Origin of the sequence: Oceanococcus atlanticus, assembly GCF_002088235.1 — a bacterium.
Lineage (GTDB): Bacteria > Pseudomonadota > Gammaproteobacteria > Nevskiales > Oceanococcaceae > Oceanococcus > Oceanococcus atlanticus.
On the sequence record NZ_AQQV01000001.1, the window covers coordinates 200,620 to 222,805 of the forward strand.

General features: G+C 61.8%; 21 protein-coding genes. 15 read left to right on the forward strand and 6 right to left on the reverse strand.

Going from position 1 to position 22,186, the window contains the following annotated elements:
- The first annotated feature begins 66 nt into the window (after window positions 1-66).
- Window positions 67-771: a Bax inhibitor-1 family protein gene (locus ATO7_RS00925; RefSeq protein ID WP_083559043.1), complete on the forward strand. Its 705-nt coding sequence runs from the start codon at window positions 67-69 to the stop codon at window positions 769-771.
- Window positions 772-825: 54 nt separating this feature from the next.
- Here the strand turns inward: ATO7_RS00925 and cysG are convergent, their stop codons facing one another.
- Window positions 826-2,214: a siroheme synthase CysG gene (gene cysG, locus ATO7_RS00930; protein ID WP_276206653.1), complete on the reverse strand. Its 1,389-nt coding sequence runs from the start codon at window positions 2,212-2,214 to the stop codon at window positions 826-828.
- Between the two features lie 133 nt (window positions 2,215-2,347).
- Here cysG and cysB point away from each other — a divergent pair, with 133 nt between their 5' ends.
- The 13 genes from cysB (at window position 2,348) to ATO7_RS00990 (ending at window position 14,426) form a co-directional block, all read left to right on the forward strand.
- Window positions 2,348-3,328, forward strand: coding sequence for an HTH-type transcriptional regulator CysB (gene cysB, locus ATO7_RS00935; RefSeq protein WP_083560950.1), 981 nt, complete (start codon window positions 2,348-2,350; stop codon window positions 3,326-3,328).
- Between the two features lie 145 nt (window positions 3,329-3,473).
- Window positions 3,474-5,120 (forward strand): nitrite/sulfite reductase, encoded by a 1,647-nt coding sequence (locus ATO7_RS00940; protein ID WP_083559045.1) that lies wholly within the window; start codon window positions 3,474-3,476, stop codon window positions 5,118-5,120.
- On the forward strand, window positions 5,113-5,610 hold the full coding sequence (locus tag ATO7_RS00945) for a DUF934 domain-containing protein (protein WP_083559046.1): 498 nt from the start codon (window positions 5,113-5,115) through the stop codon (window positions 5,608-5,610). Before ATO7_RS00940 ends, ATO7_RS00945 begins: the two co-directional genes overlap by 8 nt.
- Before the next feature lie 3 nt (window positions 5,611-5,613).
- Entirely contained in the window at window positions 5,614-6,213 is a 600-nt protein-coding gene (mobA, locus tag ATO7_RS00950; RefSeq protein ID WP_083559047.1) for a molybdenum cofactor guanylyltransferase, read from the forward strand.
- Window positions 6,207-7,169, forward strand: coding sequence for a GTP 3',8-cyclase MoaA (gene moaA / locus ATO7_RS00955; RefSeq protein ID WP_083559048.1), 963 nt, complete (start codon window positions 6,207-6,209; stop codon window positions 7,167-7,169). The genes mobA and moaA overlap by 7 nt, the downstream gene beginning before the upstream one ends.
- 104 nt (window positions 7,170-7,273) lie before the next feature.
- Window positions 7,274-7,699, forward strand: coding sequence for a hypothetical protein (locus tag ATO7_RS16700; RefSeq protein ID WP_146680093.1), 426 nt, complete (start codon window positions 7,274-7,276; stop codon window positions 7,697-7,699).
- Between the two features lie 191 nt (window positions 7,700-7,890).
- A complete protein-coding gene (locus ATO7_RS00960; protein ID WP_206044750.1) occupies window positions 7,891-10,227 on the forward strand; it encodes a TonB-dependent receptor domain-containing protein in 2,337 nt (778 codons plus the stop codon).
- Window positions 10,214-10,888, forward strand: coding sequence for a PepSY-associated TM helix domain-containing protein (locus tag ATO7_RS00965; RefSeq protein ID WP_083559050.1), 675 nt, complete (start codon window positions 10,214-10,216; stop codon window positions 10,886-10,888). The genes ATO7_RS00960 and ATO7_RS00965 overlap by 14 nt, the downstream gene beginning before the upstream one ends.
- A 21-nt stretch (window positions 10,889-10,909) precedes the next feature.
- Window positions 10,910-11,437: a DUF2271 domain-containing protein gene (locus tag ATO7_RS00970; protein ID WP_083559051.1), complete on the forward strand. Its 528-nt coding sequence runs from the start codon at window positions 10,910-10,912 to the stop codon at window positions 11,435-11,437.
- A 23-nt stretch (window positions 11,438-11,460) separates the two neighbouring features.
- Window positions 11,461-12,282: a DUF4198 domain-containing protein gene (locus tag ATO7_RS00975; RefSeq protein WP_083560951.1), complete on the forward strand. Its 822-nt coding sequence runs from the start codon at window positions 11,461-11,463 to the stop codon at window positions 12,280-12,282.
- Between the two features lie 14 nt (window positions 12,283-12,296).
- Window positions 12,297-13,724 carry a sulfite reductase subunit alpha gene (locus tag ATO7_RS00980; RefSeq protein WP_083559052.1) on the forward strand — a complete coding sequence of 476 codons (1,428 nt, stop codon included), beginning with the start codon at window positions 12,297-12,299 and terminating at the stop codon, window positions 13,722-13,724.
- A gap of 35 nt (window positions 13,725-13,759) precedes the next feature.
- Window positions 13,760-14,002, forward strand: a complete 243-nt coding sequence (locus ATO7_RS00985; protein ID WP_083559053.1) for a MoaD/ThiS family protein — start codon at window positions 13,760-13,762, stop codon at window positions 14,000-14,002.
- 1 nt (window position 14,003) lies between these two features.
- Window positions 14,004-14,426: a molybdenum cofactor biosynthesis protein MoaE gene (locus ATO7_RS00990; RefSeq protein ID WP_083559054.1), complete on the forward strand. Its 423-nt coding sequence runs from the start codon at window positions 14,004-14,006 to the stop codon at window positions 14,424-14,426.
- A 3-nt stretch (window positions 14,427-14,429) separates the two neighbouring features.
- Here the strand turns inward: ATO7_RS00990 and ATO7_RS00995 are convergent, their stop codons facing one another.
- The 5 genes from ATO7_RS00995 to ATO7_RS01015 form a co-directional block, all read right to left on the reverse strand.
- Window positions 14,430-15,392 carry a hypothetical protein gene (locus tag ATO7_RS00995; protein WP_083559055.1) on the reverse strand — a complete coding sequence of 321 codons (963 nt, stop codon included), beginning with the start codon at window positions 15,390-15,392 and terminating at the stop codon, window positions 14,430-14,432.
- 85 nt (window positions 15,393-15,477) lie between these two features.
- Window positions 15,478-17,130: a sulfatase-like hydrolase/transferase gene (locus ATO7_RS01000; protein ID WP_083559056.1), complete on the reverse strand. Its 1,653-nt coding sequence runs from the start codon at window positions 17,128-17,130 to the stop codon at window positions 15,478-15,480.
- Between the two features lies 1 nt (window position 17,131).
- Window positions 17,132-17,965 (reverse strand): formylglycine-generating enzyme family protein, encoded by an 834-nt coding sequence (locus ATO7_RS01005; protein ID WP_146680094.1) that lies wholly within the window; start codon window positions 17,963-17,965, stop codon window positions 17,132-17,134.
- Complete coding sequence (locus ATO7_RS01010) at window positions 17,962-19,068, reverse strand: glutathione S-transferase family protein (RefSeq protein WP_083559058.1); 1,107 nt, start codon at window positions 19,066-19,068, stop codon at window positions 17,962-17,964. Before ATO7_RS01010 ends, ATO7_RS01005 begins: the two co-directional genes overlap by 4 nt.
- A gap of 26 nt (window positions 19,069-19,094) precedes the next feature.
- Window positions 19,095-20,171 carry an MBL fold metallo-hydrolase gene (locus ATO7_RS01015; RefSeq protein WP_083559059.1) on the reverse strand — a complete coding sequence of 359 codons (1,077 nt, stop codon included), beginning with the start codon at window positions 20,169-20,171 and terminating at the stop codon, window positions 19,095-19,097.
- 131 nt (window positions 20,172-20,302) lie between these two features.
- Between ATO7_RS01015 and ATO7_RS01020 the strand changes: the two genes are divergently transcribed.
- Window positions 20,303-22,066: an arylsulfatase gene (locus tag ATO7_RS01020; protein WP_083559060.1), complete on the forward strand. Its 1,764-nt coding sequence runs from the start codon at window positions 20,303-20,305 to the stop codon at window positions 22,064-22,066.
- Window positions 22,067-22,186 lie beyond the last annotated feature (120 nt).

A 22,186-nucleotide genomic window follows, 5' to 3' on the forward strand; every position in this document is an offset into this window, starting at 1 on the left:
AGAACTTTGCCGTAACCCGGTAATCTAATACCGCACAAACACTCTTGAGCCTTTTTGGAGACTCTTATGGACCCGTATCGTTCGACTGTTGCCACCCAGCCGGCGAGCTTCACAGCCAGCGGTGCGCTGAGCATCAACAAGGTATTGCGCAATACCTATCTTTTGCTTTCCGCGACGCTGCTGTTCAGCGCCGCCATGGCCGGACTGGCCATGCTGGTTGGCCTGCCCTACGGCGCCGGCCTGATCTGCAGTCTGGTTTCGCTGGGCCTGCTGTGGTTCGTGGTGCCGCGCACCGCCAACTCGGTCAACGGCATTTACGCCGTGTTCGCCGTCACCGGTTTGCTGGGCCTTGGCCTAGGCCCGGTGCTGAACATGTACCTCAGTGCCTTCGGCAACGGTGGCCAGATCGTCATGACCGCGTTTGGTTTGACCGGCGGTATTTTTGTTGGCCTGTCGGCCTACGCGGTCAAATCCGGGCGTGATTTCAGCTTCATGCGCGGCTTTCTGATCGGCGGCATTCTGATCGCTTTCGGCCTGGCCATCGTGTCGTTGGTCGCCAGCCTGATGGGCTTCGCCATGCAACCGCTGGCGCTGGCTGTTTCGGCCATGTTCGCGGTGCTGATGTGCGGCATGATCCTGTACGAAACCGGTGACATCGTGAATGGTGGTCAGACCAACTACATTCTCGCCACCATCAGCCTGTACGTCGCGATCTACAACCTGTTCACCAGCCTGCTGCATCTGCTGGGTTTCGCGGCCGGCGAAGAATAAAGCGTCTACAACGCTGCAAAAAGGGGCCTATGGCCCCTTTTTTATTGCGCACTATCACGCCATGCGCGTGGCTTGAAGCCAGTCGCAACGCTCCCGCAGACGCACGACCTGACCGACAATAAGCAAGCCGGGGCCTGTAATGTCACCCGCAGCCTCAACACGCTGCGGCAGGTTATCCAGCTGCCCAGTAATCACTTGCTGATCCGGGCGCGTGCCATTGAAGATCAGTGCTGCCGGCCAGTCCGCTGCCAGCCCTGCGCGGATCAGCTCAGCGCACAATGCGGGCAATGACCCCACCCCCATGTAGACCACAAGCGTTTGTTGCGCGTGCGCCAGACGCGGCCAATCCAGATCCAGGGTGCCGTCGGCCTTGGGGTGCCCTGTTACAAACACACAACTCTGGGCATGGTCACGGTGCGTGAGGGGAATGCCAGCATATGCGGCACAACCCAGCGCTGAAGTGATCCCGGGCACAACCTGAAACGGCACACCTGCTTCCATCAGTTCTTCGATTTCTTCGCCGCCACGCCCAAACATGAACGGGTCGCCGCCCTTGAGACGCAGTACCCGCTGCCCCTGACGAGCCAAACGGACCAGCAAGGCGTTGATGTCTTCCTGTGGCAAGGTGTGATTGCTCCGCCGTTTGCCCACATCGATGCGCTCTGCATCGCGGCGCACCAGATCCATGATGGGTTCCGGAATCAGACGGTCGTAAAGGACAACATCAGCCAGCTGCATCAAACGGTGCGCCCGCAGCGTCAACAGGTCGGGGTCGCCCGGCCCTACACCGACCAAAAACACCTCACCCTGCGGCATATCGGCGTCCTGCGCCTGACGCAGACTGTCATCGAGCATGGCCCGGGCACTGTCCAGATCCCCGGAAACCGCCCGCTGTGCGACCGGGCCGTCAAACACTCTCTCCCAGAACCGCAAGCGCGACCGGGGTTCCGGCAAGGTCTGCATCACGCGCTCACGGATCGCACCGCTGAGCGCGGCCAGACGGCCGTAACCTGAAGGCAGCGACTTTTCGATCTGATCGCGCAATCGGCGTGCCAGTACCGGGGCCGTGCCTCCGCTGGACAAAGCCACCACCACAGGGGACCGGTCCACAATCGAGGGCATGATCGCGGTCGAGGATTGGGCGTCGTCCACAACATTGACTGGCACACCACGCGCCTGAGCCACACTTGCGACCTGGCGGTTAACCTCTGGTTGATCGGTCGCCGCGATCACCAAGGTCGGCTGCCCGAACGCATCGGCATCAAATGGCTGCTGCAACCAACTCACCTGGCCGTTGCGTTGCTGCTCGGCCAACTCCGCGCACAGCTGCGGTGCCACGACTCGGATGCGCGCCTGGCCCTTGTGCAGCAAGCGCACCTTGCGAGCTGCAATTTCGCCGCCGCCAACAACCAGCACATCGCGCGAGACCAAGCGCATAAACACCGGAAAGAATTCCAAGACTGACGACCTCTGCAAACACCGTGAATTGCTTATTATCGCAAGCTTGTACGCTTCATCACGAGCGATATCGTCCGACTCGCAGTACACTGCCAATGATGACAACACCGACCTGCGCATGAAGCTCCGTCAGCTGATCTACATCCGCGAAGTGGCCCGCTGCAATCTCAACATCACCACCGCAGCCGAACGCCTGTTCACATCGCAACCAGGAATCTCCAAGCAAATCAAACAGTTGGAGGATGAACTTGGGGTCGACATCTTTGCCCGCAATGGCAAACATCTGGCCAACATTACGCCGGCGGGGCAACGCATCCTGGAAATTGCCGAGCGCGTGCTGGGCGACACTGAAAACATTCAGCGCGTAGCCGAGGAGTACCGCGCGGCCGATCGCGGCAATCTCAGCATCGCCACGACGCATACTCAGGCTCGTTACGCCTTGCCGGGCGTGGTCAAAGAATTCAAGGCGCGCTACCCCGACGTGGCCCTGCACCTGCATCAAGGCTCACCGCCACAAATTGCCCGCCTGGCCGCCAATGGTGAGGCCGATTTTGCTATTGCCACCGAAGCGATGGAGCATTTCGATGAACTGGTGATGCTGCCCTGCTATCACTGGAACCGCTGCATTCTGGTGCCGCCGCATCATCCACTGACTCACGGAAGCTCGGTCGGCCTGGCCGATCTGGCCCGTCATCCGATCGTGACCTACACCTTCGGTTTTACCGGTCGCTCCAAGCTGGATCAGGCGTTCACAGCACGTGGCCTCAAACCCAACGTGGTTCTCACCGCGGTCGATGCCGACGTCATCAAGACATACGTGCGTCTGGGCCTGGGTATCGGCATCGTCGCCAACATGGCCTACGACGAAGAACTCGACAAGGATCTGGTAAAAATCGATGCCTCGCATCTGTTCAGCCAGAGCACCACCCATATCGGTTTTCGCCGCGGATTGTTCCTGCGTGCCTACATGTACGATTTCATGCACACCTTTGCACCCCACCTGGGCCGTGAGGACATCAATGAAATTGCTGCGATCACCGACCCGGCAGCGCGACGCCAGCGCTGCGCCGCATTGATGGAAGCACTGCCACGCGTTTGATTCCACCATGCACGTCGCTGCCATTAGCAATATTCGTTATATCAATACTCGTTTTAGCGTCTTTATGGCATAAGCCGTCACTGGTATCCTTCGCGCCCCATGCCTCAGCAATCGCATTCAACCCGGGGCATGCCGACGGACCACCATGTATAAGTACTCCGAACTCGATCAAACCTTGGTCAACGAACGCGTCGAACAGTTTCGTGATCAAACCCGGCGTTTTCTCGACGGTGAGCTGAGCGAAGCCCAGTACCTGCCGCTGCGCCTGCAAAACGGACTGTATATCCAGCGTTTCGCACCAATGCTGCGTATCGCGATCCCCTACGGCACCCTGTCGTCGACCCAGCTGCGCAAGCTTGGCGATATCGCACAGCGCTACGACAAGGGTTATGGCCACTTCACGACACGCACCAACCTGCAGCTGAACTGGCCAAAACTCGAGGATGTGCCGGAAATCCTGGCCGAGCTGGCTACGGTGCAGATGCACGCGATTCAAACCAGTGGCAACTGTATTCGTAACACCACCACCGACGCGCTGGCCGGCGTCGCCGCTGACGAAATCGATGATCCGCGGCCCTGGTGCGAGATTATCCGGCAGTGGTCGACTTTCCACCCCGAATTCGCCTTCTTGCCGCGCAAATTCAAAATCGCGGTATCGGCCACGGCCAAGGATCGTGCGGCCACCCGCGTGCACGATATCGGCCTGCATTTGCGTCATAGCGCCGACGGCGAGCCCTGCTTTGATGTCATTGTTGGTGGTGGCCTCGGACGCACCCCGATCATCGGCGAGGTGATCCGTGAAGCCCTGCCCTGGCCGCACATGCTGTCCTATCTGGAAGCCGTGCTGCGCGTCTACAACCGCCTCGGACGGCGTGACAACAAGTACAAGGCCCGGATCAAGATCCTGGTCAAGGAAACCGGTGCCGAGCGCTTCGCCGAGCTGGTCGAACAGGAATGGGTCCATCTCAAGGATGGCGATCTGACCCTGGACCAGGCCCAACGTGAAGAGGCCATCAGCTGGTTCCCGCTGCCTGAATATCGCAACGATATCGATCGCGACGCACTGGCCCAGGCGCAGCAGCAGGATGCACGTTTCGCACTGTGGTGCCGCAACAATCTGCGCGCACACAAACAGGCTGGCTACCAGGCCGTGATCATTTCGCTGAAAGCCCCCGGCGAAGTACCGGGTGACTGCTCATCCGCTCAGATGGCCGCCGTGGCCGAGCTTGCCGATCAGCACAGCTTTGGCGAAATTCGGGTCATGCACGAGCAAAACCTGGTGCTTACCGATGTGCGCGAAGATGCTTTGTACGAGGTCTGGAAACGCCTCGATGCACTCAATCTGGCCACCCCGAACATCGACAAGGTCACCGACCTGATCTGCTGCCCGGGGCTGGACTTTTGTGCGCTGGCCAATGCCGGCTCGATCGGTGTTGCGCTGGAGCTTAACGAGCGCTTCGAAACCCTTGACGAGCTGTACGACTTCCGTGATCTGCGCCTGAACATGTCGGGCTGCATGAATGGTTGCGGCCATCACAGCGTCGGCAACATTGGCGTTCTTGGCGTGGATAAGAAGGGTGAAGAGTGGTATCAGCTGACACTCGGCGGCTCGTCACGTAATGATGCTCGCCTGGGTGACCGCCTCGGCGCCGCGGTCTCGCGCGACGGTGTGGTTGATGCGGTCATGAAAATCCTCGAGGTGTACGTGGATCAGCGCGAAGGCGAGGAGAACTTCATGGATACTTATCTGCGCGTGGGTCTGCAACCGTTCAAGGAAGCCGTTTATGCCTGATGTACTGAACCCGGACGGCAGCATCAGCGATGATCGGTGGCTGAAGCTAGAAGACGATCAATCCGTGGTGGCTGATGCCGAGATTATCGTGAGCCTGGCGCGTTGGCAGTCCCAGCGCGACGCCCTGCTGGCCGAAGCTGGCGCCGTGGGTGTCTATATAGACAACACCGAAGACCTCGATGCACTGCCGCGCAACACCTTCGATGGTGCCAGCCTGATCACGCTGCACTTCCCCGCTTTCACAGACGGTCGCGCCTACAGCCAGGCCCGCGTGCTGCGCGAACGACTGGGTTTCACGGCAACGCTGCGTGCGTGTGGCGAGGTGTTGCACGACCAATTGTTCTACATGCTGCGTTGCGGTTTCGACAGTTTCGAAATGCCGGCCAACCTGAAGCCTGACCAGGTGCAAAACGTGTTGCGCACTTTCAGCGTGGCCTATCAACCGACGGCCAGCGGCCCTCAGCTACAGCGCGCCGGCTCGCTCAACTGAAGCATGCGCCCACCCCCACGCTCAGCCACGACCGCTGTCATATTGGCAGGCGGGCGCGGGCAACGCCTGGGGGGGCGTGACAAAGCACGCCTGTGCCTGCAGCGCCGCACAGTTCTGGACCGCTTGGCTGGTCAGTTACGGCGGGTCGCCGGCGAAATCATCGTCGTACGGGCGCGCCCGCGCGATAACTTAAGACTGCCAGCCGGCTGCATTCGGGCCTGGGATCAAGATGGCTCGCAAGGTCCGTTGTCCGGTTTGGCCGCCGGCCTGGCCCGCGCCTCTGGCCATTGGTGCTTGTGTGTACCCGTTGATTGCGCGAGCTTGCCTGACAATCTGCCCGCTCAGCTGGCACGCGGTTCGCATCAGGGCGGTTATGCTCAGCACCGCGATGACCACTACTACCTGCATGCACTGCTGCCCCGCCAAAGCCGCCACCGCCTGGCCACCTTTCGGCGCACGGGCGGTCGCTCAGCGGCAAATGCCTGTCGCACACTGCAGTTGGCGCCGGTCAGCATTGTCGGTGCGCACACCGCGTGGAGCATCAACACACCCGAAGAGCGGCGCCGTCTGCACTGGCAGCGCAAGGTGATTAAGCGGTGCTGACCGACAGCTTTGGCCGCGGCCATCGCAAACTGCGCATTTCGATCACCGATCGATGCAATTTTCGCTGCCCGTACTGCATGCCAGAAAAGCCGCGCTGGATGCCGGCCAAGGCCTTGATGTCAGGCGACGACATTGTCGCAATGGCCAGGGTGTTCGTCACCGAACTGGGAATCACCAATCTGCGCATCACCGGTGGAGAGCCACTGTTGCGACGCGATGTCGTGGACATCATCGCGGGCTTGAACACGCTGCGTGGCGAAGGCCTGAAGCGGCTTTCCATGACCAGTAATGCGGCCCAGCTGGCACGTCACGCGTCGGCCCTGAGTCAGGCCGGGTTGCAGGACATCAACATCTCTCTGGATTCACTCAACCCCGACCAGTTTCAGCGCTTGAGCCGAGGGCGCTATGGCCCTGCGGATGTCATCGCAGGCATTGAGGCTGCGCGCAGCGCCGGTTTGGGCGTCAAGCTCAACGGGGTGATCATTCGCGGCTACAACGATGACCAGATCCTGCCGCTGCTCAATTTTGCCGAGACCCACGCTGTTGAGCTTCGCTTTATCGAGTTCATGCCCCTGGATGACGAGGCCCTGTGGAGTCGCGATCGTGTGGTCAGCGCTGCAGACATCTTGAACACCGTAGGCCAGTTCCACGCAGTTGAACACCTGCCCGAAGATGGCGCACCAGCACGACGCTATCGCCTGGCCAGCGGCCAACAGTTCGGCATTATTGCCACCGTGACACAACCTTTCTGCGCGCGCTGTGATCGCCTGCGCATTACCGCAGACGGTCGCTTGTACACCTGCCTTTTCGGACGTGAAGGCACCCTGCTGCGCGGTCTTGAAGGCCCGGCATTGAATCGCGCCATCCATGCCGCTGTCGGGCGCAAACCAGCCGGCTACATCGCTGAGCCGGGATACGCCGAGCGCGACGTACGCATGTACCACCTGGGCGGCTAAGCACCGGCCGCTATCCGCCAATATTCTCAAATTCACTATTGAGAATTACTCTCATTTGCATTACATTTATCAATATTGTTTGCTGATGGCTGGCGAAAACCACCATGACATCCCCGCTTGTCCATGCTGTTCCGCGGCTTTTCGTTGCAGCCCTGCTTTGCGCATGGATAACCCTGCTCAACGCGCCGACGAACGCGCCCCTGGACAGCACCTTCGCTGAATCGACTCAGGTATCCGGCTTGGCGCAAGTCATCTCGCAGGCCCAAAGCCCATTACGCACGGTCTACGGACCAAAAATCCGCCGCCGCGCGTTCACGCTAACGGCTCAAACAGCGGACGACACCGACAGTGCAGCGGCCTACCTGCTGCATGCCGAACGGCGCAGCAACTGCGCATCACACGCAGCACAGCGTATCCACATGGCATCACGCCAACATGGCGTAACTCCATTGGGCGCCATACGTCGCGGCTACCGATCCTGCCGCGACCCCAGCCGCGCGCCACCGCAACTCGTCGCGATCAGCGTCTAAACACCGGGGCATACCTGCCCCACCTCCAAACGCACATCCGCTTCACCTGCCGCTGGCGGCACACCGCTGCGGATACGCACCAACTCCTCTGACTCTGCCTGCACGGGACATGTGCGGGGTCTCTCTGCCACGGAAGCAACATGAAAACTCCAACAAAACCATCATGGATGATGTCTGTCAGCGCATGCGCTATGGCACTCACAAGCCCGGCCGCTTTGGCCCAAACTCCGGACGAGGCTACGGCTCAAGCGATCGATGTGGCCGCCGTCCAGTTCGACGAAATCGTCGTCACTGCCTCAGGCTTCGAACAGAAAATCGTCGACGCACCGGCCAGCATCTCGGTCATCACGCGCGAAGATCTGATCAAACGCCCATACATGACCCTGATTGATGCCGTGCGTGATCTGGAAGGTGTGGATGTGGGCGAAACCGCAGACAAAACCGGCCAGAAGACCATCAGCATCCGCGGTATGGGCTCGGATTACACCCTGATCCTGATCAACGGACGACGCCAGAACAACCATGGCGACATCTACCCGAACAACTTTGGCGGCAATCAGTTCAACCACATACCCCCGCTGGACATGGTCGAGCGCATTGAGGTGATCCGCGGCCCCGCCTCCACCCTTTATGGCGCCGACGCACTGGGCGGCGTGATCAACATCATCACCCGTAAAGTGACCGAGCGCTGGACCGGCTCGGCAACGCTGTCCCACAATTTCCAGGAAAATGATGATTTCGGCACCGACAGCACCTTTGATTTCGCCGCCACCGGCCCGCTGATCAAGGACAAGCTGGGCCTGGGCGTGCGCGGATCGTGGTACCAGCGCGATGCCTCCACACCGGAATACGAAGCCATTTATGACCCTGCCGGTGAGCGCCATGAGCGCGCGCTGGGCTTTGGCCGTGGCGGCAAGACGGTGGACAACACCAATCAATCGCTGGGCCTGAGCCTAAGCTGGGTGCCGGCCGCCAATCAGAGCGTGATCTTCGACATCGACCGCTCGGAGCAGGACTACGACAACGAGCCCTACACCAACAATCTGGGCAGCGTGTCCTATCCGCTGGGGACTGTCGACAGCATTGATACCGTGTGGCAGGAGCGCGGCGGCGTGGTGGCGCCACGCGTCGGCTACGGCGCCGAACAAACCTTCACCCGCGATCAATGGTCGCTAACACATCAAGGTGACTGGGACTTCGGCCGCAGCCTGCTGTCGCTGGCCTACATTGAAACCAACAACGATGGCCGCACCCTGCCCTTCTCGGTGACAGAGCGTGAACGCCTGACCGAGATGTACCGTGCCACCGGCGAATTCGCAGGCCTGGATGAGGATGCACGGCGCGCCCTGGCCGAAGCCGAATTCCTGCCCCGCCCCAAGCGCACGATGCAAAGCAACCAGTACACCCTGGACGGCAAGATCGACATGCCGTTTGAGGGCTTTGTCGGCAGCCACCACGTCATCACCGGTTTTCAGGTCATCGATGGTGAACTCGAAGACGGCGTCTTCGGCATGGAATCCGGTGGTTACGGCAATGGCACGGTGCAGGAACACCGCATGTGGTCAGTTTTCGCCGAGGACAACTGGAGCCCGATCGACGCCCTGACCCTGACCCTGGGCCTGCGTCACGACGATCACAATCTGTTCGGTGGCCATCTCAGCCCGCGTGCCTATGCGGTTTACGATTTAAGTTCCAGCCTGGTGCTTAAAGGTGGCGTCAGCACGGGCTACAAAACGCCCAAGACCACCGATCTGTATGACGGCATCACCGGCTTTGGCGGCCAGGGCACCTCGCCATGGGCGGGCAACCCGGATCTGGAACCGGAAACCAGCGTAAACAGTGAAATCGCCCTGTACTGGAATTCCGCTGACGGCAACCACAACGCCAACATCACGCTTTTCCAGAATGATTTCGAGGACAAGATTGAGCGCGCAGAAGTCAGCCAAAGTTGCACCGAAACGGGTGGCGCACGCCCCTGTGTGAATCTGGGCGATTACTACTCGGTGATCGGGGTGGGCAGCGTCAATCAGTACATCAACGTCGACAAGGCACAAATCCAGGGCCTGGAGCTGGCGGGCAAGCTTCGCCTGGCCGCACCATTGTCGCTGCGAGCCAACTACACCTACACCGACAGCGAGCGCAAAAGCGGTGACGACGCCGGCCTCCCGCTGACCCAGGCGGCCAAGCACATGTACAACGCCACCCTGGACTGGACGGTGAGCGGCCAGCTGAGCCTGCAACTGATCGGCGAAGTGCGCTCCAAGCGTTACCGTGGTAGCGAAGATGCAAACGGCAATCCGCAGTACTACAAGAGCTACGAGATTCTGCACCTGGCCGGCCAGTACCGCTTCAATCCCAATCTGTTCGTCGCCGCGCGCATCAACAATCTGCTTGACGAAGATCTGACCTCGTTCAGAACCACCTTCGACGATCTGGGTGATGGCAGCTTTGAGCCGGTCTACCTGGACGACTACAACAACAAGGACAAAGCGCGCAATCTGTGGCTGAGCGTGAATGTCAGCTTCTAAACGGCTTAACGCCACATCATCCGCCCGTCGCGACACCATGAACGGTGCTCGCGGCGGGCTTTCGCGTGGACACTTGATGGCGCTGATGCGCCAGTGGCACTGGATCAGTTCGGCCCTGTGCCTGATCGGCATGTTGTTGTTCAGCCTTACCGGCATCACCCTGAATCACGCCTCGCAGATCCCGGCCACACCTGTGGTCACCACGCTGACCGGGACGTTGCCTCAACGTGAGCTGGACAACCTGCGCAGTGCCGCCGACCACGCTGCGGCATTACCGCTCAGGGTGCGCGACTGGCTGCGCCGGGAATGGTCGCTGTCACTCGGACCCTATGAAGCGGAATGGCTGGATGATGAGGTCTATCTGAGCCTGCCACGCCCTGGCGGCGATGCCTGGCTCAGCATTGCCCTGGATGATGGTTTCATCGAATACGAGCGTACCGATCGCGGTTGGGTGTCGTACTTCAATGACTTGCACAAAGGGCGCCATGCCGGTCCGGTGTGGAGCTGGTTTATCGACATTTTTGCCGTGGCCTGCCTGATTTTCTGCATCACCGGACTGGTTCTGCTGCACATGCATGCTGCCCAACGCCGTTCCACCTGGCCCTTGGTCGGACTCGGCCTTGTTGTGCCGGCGGTACTGGCACTGCTTTTTATTCACTGAGTTGAAACACGGAGGTTCATCATGCGTTTTGCCCCCTGGGGACTCCTGCTGTGCCTGAGCTGGGCCTTGCCCGCTCAGGCGACAACGCTCGATCTGAGCATTGAAATCCCGCGTCTGGACGTCGCGCAATATCACCGCCCGTACGTGGCCGCCTGGATCGAGAACGACAGCCGCAAGGTCGCAGCCAATCTGCTGGTCTGGTACCAGCAAGACCGTCCTGGCGAGGCCGACGGCGCGGAAAAAGGCAGCAAATGGCTGCCTGACCTGCGCCAGTGGTGGCGCCGCAGTGGGCGTGCCTTGGCCATGCCGGTTGATGGTGTCAGCGCCGCAACCCGCCCGGTCGGCGCACATAGCGTGAGCTTTCAACTCGGCCAAGCCGATCTGGCGCTCGAACCTGGAGCGTACAAGTTGCGCGTTGAAGCGGCACGCGAGGAAGGCGGACGTGAGCTGATCGATATCCCGTTCAGCTGGCCGATCAACGCCCCCCAAACCATCAATGCACAAGGCCACAGTGAACTGGGCGCCATCAGCCTGACGTTCGCCCCGTGATGTCCAACTCCAAGGAACCCCTCATGAAACTCATTTCTGCCGCCGTAATCAGCGCTGCGCTGCTGACCCCGCTGAATGCCTTGGCCCACGACACCTGGCTGCTGCCGTCCAAGACGGTGCTCGCCAGCGGCCAGTGGGTCACCGTGGATGCCGCCGCATCCACCCTGCCGTTCATCAAGGATCACGCGCCGCTGCGTCTCAACGACGATAACCTGCGCATCACCGCCCCCGACGGCAGCGTAGTCGAGGCGCAAAACCTCGCCATCGGCAAATTGCGCAGCACCTTTGACCTGCAACTCACCCAGGAAGGCACTTACAAAATCGCCGTGCTTTTCGACGCCATCATGGCCAGCTGGGAAGATGGCGATCAGCGCCATCGCTGGCCACCGCGCGGCGGCAGCTTCAGCGCCGAGGGCTTTGCCAAGGCGGTGCCCAAAAAGGCCAAGAATCTGCGAGTGACGCAGATGATCCGGCGCATGGAGACTTATGTCACCGCAGGCCAGCCCGACTCAGGCGCACTCAAGCCCCAAGGCAAGGGGCTCGAACTGGTGCCGGTCACGCCATTCAATGACCTGTACAGCGACGAATCAGCCACCTTCCAGTTGCTGCTCGATGGCAAGCCGGCCGCCAATCAGGCTGTTGAGGTGATCGCCGACGGAGTGCGTTACAGAACGGCCGTGAACGAAATCGCGCTCACCACCGATAAAGATGGCCGCTTCAGCATCACCTGGCCCGGCCCCGGCATGTACTGGCTGAAAACCAGCCTGCGCGATGACAAAGCCACAAAACCGGCGACTGAACGCAGCCTCAGCTTCACCGGCATTCTGGAAGTGCTGTCGCCGTAGCTGACCATCCGCTGATGCCTGCCCCCACCACCTACAGACTGATAACCGCCGCACTGCTGGGCGTGGCCGGCCTGTTGTGGTGGTGGCAACCAGCGCCACTGATCTGGACTCAGCCCGATGCCCAGCGCCTGCTCGGCATCGGGTTGTTGCTGGCCGTGTATCTGTTGCTGTGCGCGTGGTGGCTGAAACCACAGCAGCGTGCCCACGCAGCGGGCGCCGCCGACATCAGTGTGGTTTATGCCAGCCAAAGCGGTACCGCTCAGAACATCGCACGACAAACCGCCGATGCGCTGCGCAGCGCGGATTGTGCGGTTCACAGCATGGCGCTGGAGCATTTCAAACCGGAGTTGAGCCACAGCTGCCCGCACTGGTTGTTCGTGGTCAGCACAACGGGTGAAGGCGACCCGCCAGATCATGCTCTGGCGTTCGCCCGCGCAAGCCTGCAAAGCCCGGCGGCACTGGCCGGCTTGCGCTACGCGGTCCTCGCGCTGGGTGATCGCAGTTATCCCCATTTCTGCGCCTTCGGTCACAAGCTGGACAACTGGCTGCGCGAAAGCCAGGCCAGTCCCCTGTTTCCCTGCATCGAGGTCGACGATGCCAATCCCGCCACACTCAAGCGCTGGCAGGAGTCACTGCGCGTAAGCTTCGCCCGCCGCGCGCTGAGCTGGCAGGAATCCGACTATGCCGACTGGATGCTGAGCGAGCGCGAGCATCTGAACCCCGGCAGCCCCGGCGGCGCCATTTTTCGCCTGTGCCTGACACCAACGGATCCCACCGCGCTGAGCTGGCAGGCTGGCGACATTGCCGAAATTCAGGTCCCCGACGGGCGTTCTGGCCAGGCCCACAAACGCGAGTACTCGATTGCCTCAATTGCCCAGGACGGACGCCTGGAACTACTGGTGCGCCGGATGTTTCACCCCGATGGCCGCCCCGGCCTGGGCTCGCAGCACCTGACCGAACAGCTTGAACCCGGCCAGCCACTGCGCCTGCGCATCCGCAGCAACAGCAATTTTCACCCGCCACCTGACCATGCGCCCCTGATTCTGATCGGCAATGGGACCGGTCTTGCCGGTCTACGCGCACATCTGCATGCCCGCCAGCACAAACGCCTCGGGCGCAACTGGCTGTTGTTTGGCGAACGCAGTCGCCAGCACGACGGCTTGCTCGGCGATGAGCTGGAGCAGGCTCAGCGCAATGGCGCGCTGCAGCGTCTGGACCGCACCTATTCACGTGAAGGCGAGACGCTGCGTTATGTTCAGGATGCTGTGCTGGCGGCCGCCGACAGCGTGCGTACGTGGGTGGCCGAAGGCGCCTGCATCTACGTCTGTGGCAGCAGTCACGGCATGGCGCCAGGGGTCAGCGCGGCGCTGGTCGAAATCCTTGGTCAGACTGCCGTGGACCGCCTGCGCAGTGAAGGCCGCTACCGCAGCGACGTCTACTAGCCCTGCAAATCCTCGGTCCGGTTTACAATCGGCGCATGAGGATTAGCCTGATACCTTACGGCCCGCTGGTGGGCGTGCTGGGCGAGCCACCGCTCGATCTGGAGCTGGAAGCGACCGACGCGCAAACCCTGCTGGCCGAACTGCACCAGCGTTTCCCCGCACTCGAACCCTGGACGCAGCGTATTGCCTGCGCCTGTGGTGACAGCCTGCTTGGCCCGCACAGCGCGATTCATGACGGCGACGAGATCGCTCTGATCCCGCCGGTCAGTGGAGGCTGACATGCATCTGACCCACAACGCGATCGCCCTGGAACCCCTGCTTGCCAGCACCAGCAACGCCTGCGGCGCCTCGCTGCTGTTCACCGGCACGGTGCGCGAGCACAACGAAGGTCGTCCGGTCAACGGCATGCGCTACACCGCACACGAACCATTGGCCGAAAAAGCGCTGGCCGAAATCTGCCGGGAAGCCGAACAACAGTTCGCGGTGGCCACGTGCCACATCGTGCACCGTCTGGGCGAGCTGCGCCTGGGCGATATCAGCGTGGCCATTGTGGTGCATTCGGCTCACCGCGCCGCCGCCTACGAGGCATCACGCTTTGCCATCGAGGCGCTCAAGGCGCGGGTTCCGATCTTCAAGCAGGAGTTTTACACCGACGGCGACGCCCGTTATCTGGATGGTCAGACCCTGGACGCCGCCCTGTAAATCTCAGGCCGACGTGGATGGTGTTTTCGGTGTCCAGTTCATGGCGCGAGTCTTCAACTCCCCGAACTTGTCGGACACCGATTCCAGTTTCTGCTCCCACTCCGGATTGGGTTGCTGATCACGGGTGACACTGAAGTACACCTGCATCAATGCGGTCATGCCGAAGGGTTCGATCACGGCCTGCTTCACGCCCCAGGCGAAAACCACGGCGATGACGAAGGTCAGCGGCCCGGCGCTGCCGGGGAACAAGGCCACCAGCCCGGCCACCGGCGCCAGGATCAGCATGAACACCAGCAAGGTCAGGCCCCAGATCACGATCGACAGGACCGCGGCATTGCGCAGAAACGTGGTGTAGTTCTGGGCATACAGCACCAGGGCCGTGCGCGCCGAAGCCCACGGGTTGTCGGAACGCGTGCGGATGTTGTGCGCCAGGATGACTTCATCCAGATAGGTCAGCGACAGCTCGATAACCTTGTTGAGGAACTTCACCAGGCCCTCAAGCCCCGGAATCGGCAGGATCGCTGCAATGGTGAAGAACACCCGGTTGAACGACTTGAGCACCCCCTTGATCAGCTGATCGACGCCAAACAGCACCGATGATTCGGTGAAGCGCTCGCGCACCGCCGCCTGGGCGTACTCGATCTGGCCTTTGCCCTGCGGGATCTCGCCGCCGTCCATGACCTCAACCAGCACCGCAATGTGCCCGGCCTTGACCATGTAGAGCAGATACTCACGCAGGAAATACATCGCCGCACTGGCCAGCCCGAAACCGAACAGGCCGCCGTAGGTGCCGCCGGTGGCCGCATCACCGAAGATGCTGCCCGCGCCATAGCCCATGCCGGCGCCCACACCGGTGATGAGCACGAATGCCAGCGTAATCCCGAAATAGATAAGAAAGCGGAAAACCAGAAACGGCGCGGTCTTGCCGAGCAGGCTGATCACGCCGCCGATCTGAAAATCTTTCATGACTGAACTCCATGCAGTGCCCCGATAGCCACAGCATATAAGTCACGACGCAGGTCGACTGTGACGGTGCTCTCAGTCACATCGCTCAGTTCAGCCAGTACACGTATTCATCGTCGGCGCTCTCGGCATCCAGCAGGGTCTTGTCGATCTGTACCGGCAACTCGACCAGGCTTGGCCAGGCCGGCTCAAGCATGCCCGCATTGTGCTGTGCGAGCCGTGCGCGCAAGGCTTCGACACGCTCGGGAAAGCGCGCCGACACCTCATGTTGCTCGGTCGGATCCGTATCGAGATGAAACAGCCAGGTTTTGCGCGGACGCTCAGCCACCTGCAGCTTCCAGCCGTCGGCGATAACCATCTGGTAGCTGCCTGAGCGCCAGAACAAGGCCTCATGGGGCGCCGCGTCGCGCTCGCCGCGCAGATGCGGCAGCAGATTGACGCCGTCTATGACCCGATCGGCGGGCATCGTCGCACCGGCGGCGGCAGCCGCAGTGGGCACAATATCCATACTGGTCACCGGGTGTGGGTAGTCGACACCCGCCGGCAGATGGGCTGGCCACTGAGCCAGCATCGGCACGTGTACGCCACCTTCAAACAGGGTCAGTTTCCAGCCGCGGTATGGCTTATTGACCTCGGGCAGACCAAGGTAATTTGGCGCCCCGTTGTCACTGGTCACAACCAGCAAGGTGTTGTCCGCCAGGCCGTTGGCAGCCAGCGCATCGCGCACCCGCCCGACGCTGCGATCGACCGCACGCAGCATGGCGCCGTAAACGCGCCGTCGATGATCGCTGATATGGGCCAAGGCCGCGTAATCCTCGCGTGTCGCCTGCAGCGGCGTGTGTGGGGCCCAGTGCGCCAGATACAGGAAGAACGGCCGGTTGCGATTGGCCTCGATCACCTTGACCGCCTCATCGGTGTAGTAATCGGTCAGGTAACCGCCTGGTTCGAACCAGGCTCCGCCGTTGTAGCTCGTTGCGTAGCGCATATTGGCCCACAGGAAACGGTCGATGGGGTCAAAATCCTGGCGTGAATTGACCACCTCGGGATGGTCCTGCGGCAGATACAGACCGTTTTCCAGATACAGGCTTTCATCAAAACCCTGATTGAGCGGACGCAGTTCAGGCGTGCCGCCCAGATGCCATTTGCCGATATGGACGTTGTGATAGCCGCGCTCGGCCAGGATTTCGGCCAGGGTCACCTCGGACGGCGGCAGACCGAGCTGATCGAAATCAGCCACTTCGCCGCTGCGTTGCGGATGTGTCACCACCGGCAGACGGCGCGGCGTCTGGCCGTAGATCAGCGGCGCCACCCGCGCCATATTGCCCGGCAGAGGGGTGAATTCGAAGCCGAAGCGCGTGGCATAACGGCCGGTCAGCAAGGCCGCGCGTGACGGCGCGCAGATGGCATTGGCCGCATAGCCCCGGGTGAAGCGCACGCCCTGCTGCGCCACGGCGTCGATGTTCGGTGTCGGCACTTCCGGCATGCCGCCACCGTAGCTGCTGACATCATTGAAACCCAGGTCATCGAACAGGATGAGCACCACATTGGGCGGGCGCTGCAGCGGGTCTTGCGAGGCCTGAGTCGGCCCCTGCATCCATGCCACCGGCTGGTTAGCCGCCACCGGATGGCGCAGATCGGTGAGCCAGCCACTGATGTGCAACAGGATATAGGTGCGCCCCATGTACACACTGGCGAGCACAAGCGCCAACACCGCAGCACTGATCAGCACGGCACGTTTCATCTTATTCCTTCACATCGCGGGCGCAGCGAAAGCCCACGTGCATGAGGGCCGAATCCGGCGTGGCATGGGCACGCGCACTGACCCGAAAGCCGTAACACACATGCGGATCACACAGGAACGAACCGCCCCGCTGCACCTTCTCGGTTTGCGCTCCACCGCTCGCGGGTGGATAGGGCTGATACCAGTCCGCCGTCCACTCCCAGACGTTGCCGGCCAGGTCCTCGAAACCCAATGCATCCTGGCCGTACGCCCCCACCGGCGAGGTCGCTTTGTAACCGTCCTCGGCGGTGTTGATGGCGGGAAATACGCCGGTCCAGACATTGGCCTTGTACTCGCCCTGCTCGACCAGACGGCGACCAAAGGCGTGCTTGTCACCATGACCGGCAAGACGTGCGGCATACTCAAACTCAATCTCGCTGGGCAGTCTTTTGCCCTGCGCCGCGCAATACGCCTGGGCGTCATGCCAGGACACCTGGGTCACCGGATGATCGGACTTGGCCTCGGGGCCCTGGGGCCCCAAGGGCTGACGCCAGTATGCCCCCTCAAGCAGGGTCCAGCGGCCGCTGCCAAAACGCATCACCGCCGCACTGCCCAATCGCTGCGCATCGGTTTGCACGTCGTTTTGCATCACATAATCCGCAAACGCGCTCACGCTGACCGGCCCACGATCCAGCTCAAAGCTCGGCACATGAACACTGAAAGCGGGTCGCTCATCGGGATGGCCCTGATCGTCCCCGATACGCGTGTCGCCACCTGGCAGGCGAATCATGTCGGCATGCGCCACGCCAAGCATCAAGCTGAGGCCGAGCAGGCCGCACGCCGTGACGCCTCTCACGCTGCGCCCTCACCGATCGGCCGCACGTGCAAAGCCATGCGTTGCAGACGCGGCCATGTTCCATGCATAGCTTGTTCAGCCGCGTAATCGGACAACCAGGTGTCGACCGTGGCCCGCTGCGTGCTGTCCATGTGCGCATAGGCTTCCTGCGCGCGCTGCAGCATCCACAGACTGAACGGGCGTGCCTTGCAGCGAAAGGGTCGCCCGGCCAGACTCAAGGACACCTCGCCAAGCGCACGCGAGTAACCGCGCCCCGGCGCCGGTTCGGGCACTTTTTCCAGCGCCTCGCGGGTTGCTTCCAGATAGGTCCAGAATTCGCCGAACACCGATTCGAACAGCGGTGCGAGGGTCGCGGCGATGGCGTCGTCGGGGAGAAATTCACCATCCTGCCCGTCCGGCTGCTGCATACGTTCGATCCATGCGGCAAGGTGCGGGCGCGCGGCGATCAGATGCTCCGCTGGATAGGGGTCCCGTCCCAGATGCGCGTACAGCGGGCCAATCAATCCGTAGTCGCCCAGACTGGGACGCCCGCCCAGCAGATAGCGATGTTCAGCAAAGTGGCGATCCAGCGCATCACACATGTGCTCGCTCCAGGCTTCGATCGCGTCGACCTGATCGGGCAGCACACCCAGCCCGGGCAGGAACGAACGCATGCTCATGGCGACCCGTTCGATGACCCGGTTCTTGAGCCAGCGCGGCGCATAGGGCAACAGATTGTCGCCACCCTCGGGCTGGAAAATCTCGCGGTAATTCTGTGCGAAGTGCCAGCGATAATGCATCGCGCTGGCCAGCCAGAATTCGTCCCCCCAGGCTTCCAGAAGATAGGCGGCGATGCGCTGACGCGGGCCGTCAGGCACCACCGGCGCCTGCGGAAAGCGACCTTCCAGCACATCGATGATGTGCGAGGTGTCCTGCAGCCACTCACCTTCCGGCGTAACCAGCACCGGCATCACCTGGGCGCCGGTCTCGCGGCGGATCTGGCGCATGTCCCAGAGGGTTGCCCGGCGTTCTTCATAGGGAATGTTCTTGTGGCGCAGATAGGCGCGCAATTTGCCGCTGTACAGCGACATCTCCCAACCGAAAAAACGGTACGTTTCACGCATACTTAAATCCCTGGTCTGTGCTGCGCCTAACCGCGGCGCCCGAGCACGACTTTGTCACTGTGCGGCGGCAAGGCCAACCAGGTGCCGTCACGTCCCACGGTGGCGGGGCCGTCATAGATCTCGGACACGCCCTCCACGAACAGGGCCTCCAGGCGCCGGACCGGCAGCGCCGGCACGATGTGGTAGTACAGCAGATGCTTGACCCCCGCGGCCTGGGCGATTTGGGCGACCTCCTGTGGGCTGGCGTGATAGTCATGGATATCCTGGGTGATCCGCGCCATGTGTTCGGCACCCACGGCCTGCGCGCCCGCGCTGATCACGTCGACCAGATGCCCGGCCAGGGCTTCATGCACCAGCACATCGACGCCCTTGGCCATCTGCGCCAGATTGTTTGAGCTGACCGTATCACCCGAGATCACCAAGCTGCGACCGCGATAGTCAAAGCGGTAGCCCACGGCCGGCGCAACCGGTGCATGGTCGACGCGAAATGCGCTGATACGCAAACCGTCGCGTTCGACGATGAGGCGTGCCTCACCCTCGTCCGGCAACCCGAAAGCTTGTGCCTTAGCACCCGCGCCCTGCGGCGGGATAACCGCGGCGCCATGGTGAGCCACGCGATACCCGAAATCATGGCTGTAGGCCTGATTGAAGCCCTCGACAATCGCCTCGACACCGGGTGGCCCATGAATCGGCAAGGGGCTGGTCCGTGCACCGCCGGCCCAGCGCTGCAGCATCAGCTCACCAACGCCATCAATGTGGTCGGAATGAAAATGGGTCAGCAGCAAGGCCTCGACATGCCCCGGCGGCAAACCCAGGTGCAGCATGTTGCGCACCGCCCCGCTGCCCACATCGACAACAAAAATCTGCCCGCCAGCCACCACCGCCACGCATGGCCCGGCACGTTTGGGGTCGGGCATGGGCGAGCCCGCACCACACAACACCACATGCAGGCCATCAGCGTACTGGGAGAACACCGCATCCGACAGATTGGCCTCGACCTGACGCTGCATCACCCGCAACAAAATCCGGTCACCGACCACAGCTAAAAGCCCGGCCGCGATCAATCCGAGCCCGATCAGGCCCCACACCCATTTCCTGCGCATGCTGTCTCCTCAGGCGTGATCCTGGTGCCACGCCAATTTGTTTACAGTATGTCTATAACTGTATTGACTGCCAAGCCCGGGCCGCTTCAAGCCTGCTACAGTGCTCACAAAAAAGAAGGAGACCTCCTCGCATGGACGACTTGCGTATCAGTGCATCGTGCCGCTGCCTCATCGCCGTCACGCTCGCGCTGGGCGTGTTCGGCAACGCCGCCGCCAGCACCGCCGAACGACCCAATATCGTGCTCATCATGGCCGATGATCTGGGCTACACCGATCTCGGGGTTTACGGTGGCGAGGTCAGCACGCCGAACATCAACGCACTGGCCGAACGTGGCACCCTGCTGACCAGCTATCACACCTCGCCACTGTGTTCGCCTTCGCGGGCCATGCTCATGACCGGGGTGGAAAGCCATCGCGCCGGCCTTGGCAACCTGCCGGAAACCACACCTTTGAGTTTTCGTGGCGAGCCGGCCTACCTCGGCCGCCTGAATGAGCGCGTGGAAACCCTGGCCACACGCCTCAAACGCGCCGGCTACCGCACCTACATGACCGGCAAATGGCACCTCGGCAAGGACCCGCGCTCGCTGCCCAATGCGCGCGGCTTTGACCGCTCATTTGCGCTGGAAGCCTCGGGTGCCGACAACTGGGAACAAAAACCCTATTTGCCGATTTACCCCGAAGCCCCGTGGTACGAAGATGGCCATCCCACGACCCTGCCGGATGACTTCTATTCCTCTCGTTTTCTGGTCGACAAGCTGATCGAATACATCGATTCCGGCGCCAACCAGAACAACCCGTTCTTTGCCTATCTTGCCTTCCAGGCCGTGCACATCCCGGTGCAAGCACCACGCGAATACGTGGAGCGCTACAACGGCGTTTACGATGCCGGCTGGGACGCCATCCGCAAGGCCCGCCATGAGCGCGCCGTGGAACTGGGCATCGTCGATGCCGACGCCCCGATCGGGGCCATGCCTGAGGGCCTGCGTGACTGGAACCAGCTGGACCAGCCCACGCGCGAACGGCTGGCCATGAACATGCAGGTCAACGCCGGCATGATCGAGGCGATGGACCATCACATCGGTCGTCTCATCGAACATCTCAAGGCCAGCGGCGACTACGACAACACCACCTTCGTATTTCTCTCCGACAATGGTCCGGAGCACAACGATCCGCTGGAAACCCCGGGCATGGCCCTGTGGCTGGACTGGGTGGATTATTCGCTGGATCTCGACACGCTTGGCGAGAAAGGCACCTACGGATACATCGGCCCCGAGTTCGCCAGTGCGGCCGCCTCGCCACACGCATTGTTCAAGTTCTACACCGGCGAAGGCGGCGTGCGCGTGCCGGCGATTTTTTCCGGCGCCTCCATTCCCGGCCCTGCGCAGATTCGCCAGCCCAGTTTTGTGATCGACATCGCGCCGACTCTGCTGGAGATTGCCGGAGTCAGCCGGGACAGCCCCGAGGGCATCGAAGCCATACGCGGCCGTTCCCTGCTCTCGGCCCTACAGCAGTCCGAGCAGCCGGTGCGCGAGGATCAAGACATCGTGGCCTTCGAAACCGCCGGCAACGTGGCGCTGTTCATGGGCGACTACAAACTTTCTCGCAACCGTCCGCGCTACGGCGACGGCCAATGGAAGCTGTTCAACATCGCCACCGATCCGGGGGAAACCCGCGATCTGTCCGCCGACCAGCCCGAGCGTTTCCGCTTGATGCGCGAACACTACGACGCCTGGGCCGAGGATGTCGGCGCGCTGGAGGTGCCGGAAGGCTATGACGCCCGTCGTCAGCTCAGCATCAACAGCATGCACGACCGCGCCTTGCGCTACGGCCCCTGGCTGTTGCTTGCCCTGGTTGTGCTGGTCATGTGGCGACGCCAGCGCAAGAACGCCGCCTAAGCGGAATTCCGCTCAAGCTCACCGAGCTGTCGGGCGGCGCGCATCGCAGCGCGCCGCCCTGATTTTATTGACATATTGTCCACTTCTGTCCTGAACACGCGCTCAGGCGCATTGACGGCG

Coding starts and splice junctions, on each gene's coding strand:
- ATO7_RS00940 (WP_083559045.1), top strand. CDS start 3,474: ATGTATAAGTACTCCGAACTCGATCAAACCTTGGTCAACGAACGCGTC.
- ATO7_RS01015 (WP_083559059.1), bottom strand. CDS start 20,171: ATGCGCAGGAAATGGGTGTGGGGCCTGATCGGGCTCGGATTGATCGCG.
- ATO7_RS00925 (WP_083559043.1), top strand. CDS start 67: ATGGACCCGTATCGTTCGACTGTTGCCACCCAGCCGGCGAGCTTCACA.
- ATO7_RS01000 (WP_083559056.1), bottom strand. CDS start 17,130: ATGAAACGTGCCGTGCTGATCAGTGCTGCGGTGTTGGCGCTTGTGCTC.
- ATO7_RS00945 (WP_083559046.1), top strand. CDS start 5,113: ATGCCTGATGTACTGAACCCGGACGGCAGCATCAGCGATGATCGGTGG.
- ATO7_RS00985 (WP_083559053.1), top strand. CDS start 13,760: ATGAGGATTAGCCTGATACCTTACGGCCCGCTGGTGGGCGTGCTGGGC.
- ATO7_RS00965 (WP_083559050.1), top strand. CDS start 10,214: ATGTCAGCTTCTAAACGGCTTAACGCCACATCATCCGCCCGTCGCGAC.
- ATO7_RS00990 (WP_083559054.1), top strand. CDS start 14,004: ATGCATCTGACCCACAACGCGATCGCCCTGGAACCCCTGCTTGCCAGC.
- ATO7_RS16700 (WP_146680093.1), top strand. CDS start 7,274: ATGACATCCCCGCTTGTCCATGCTGTTCCGCGGCTTTTCGTTGCAGCC.
- ATO7_RS00975 (WP_083560951.1), top strand. CDS start 11,461: ATGAAACTCATTTCTGCCGCCGTAATCAGCGCTGCGCTGCTGACCCCG.
- ATO7_RS00980 (WP_083559052.1), top strand. CDS start 12,297: ATGCCTGCCCCCACCACCTACAGACTGATAACCGCCGCACTGCTGGGC.
- mobA (WP_083559047.1), top strand. CDS start 5,614: ATGCGCCCACCCCCACGCTCAGCCACGACCGCTGTCATATTGGCAGGC.
- ATO7_RS00995 (WP_083559055.1), bottom strand. CDS start 15,392: ATGAAAGATTTTCAGATCGGCGGCGTGATCAGCCTGCTCGGCAAGACC.
- ATO7_RS00960 (WP_206044750.1), top strand. CDS start 7,891: ATGGCACTCACAAGCCCGGCCGCTTTGGCCCAAACTCCGGACGAGGCT.
- ATO7_RS01010 (WP_083559058.1), bottom strand. CDS start 19,068: ATGCGTGAAACGTACCGTTTTTTCGGTTGGGAGATGTCGCTGTACAGC.
- ATO7_RS00970 (WP_083559051.1), top strand. CDS start 10,910: ATGCGTTTTGCCCCCTGGGGACTCCTGCTGTGCCTGAGCTGGGCCTTG.
- ATO7_RS01020 (WP_083559060.1), top strand. CDS start 20,303: ATGGACGACTTGCGTATCAGTGCATCGTGCCGCTGCCTCATCGCCGTC.
- cysB (WP_083560950.1), top strand. CDS start 2,348: ATGAAGCTCCGTCAGCTGATCTACATCCGCGAAGTGGCCCGCTGCAAT.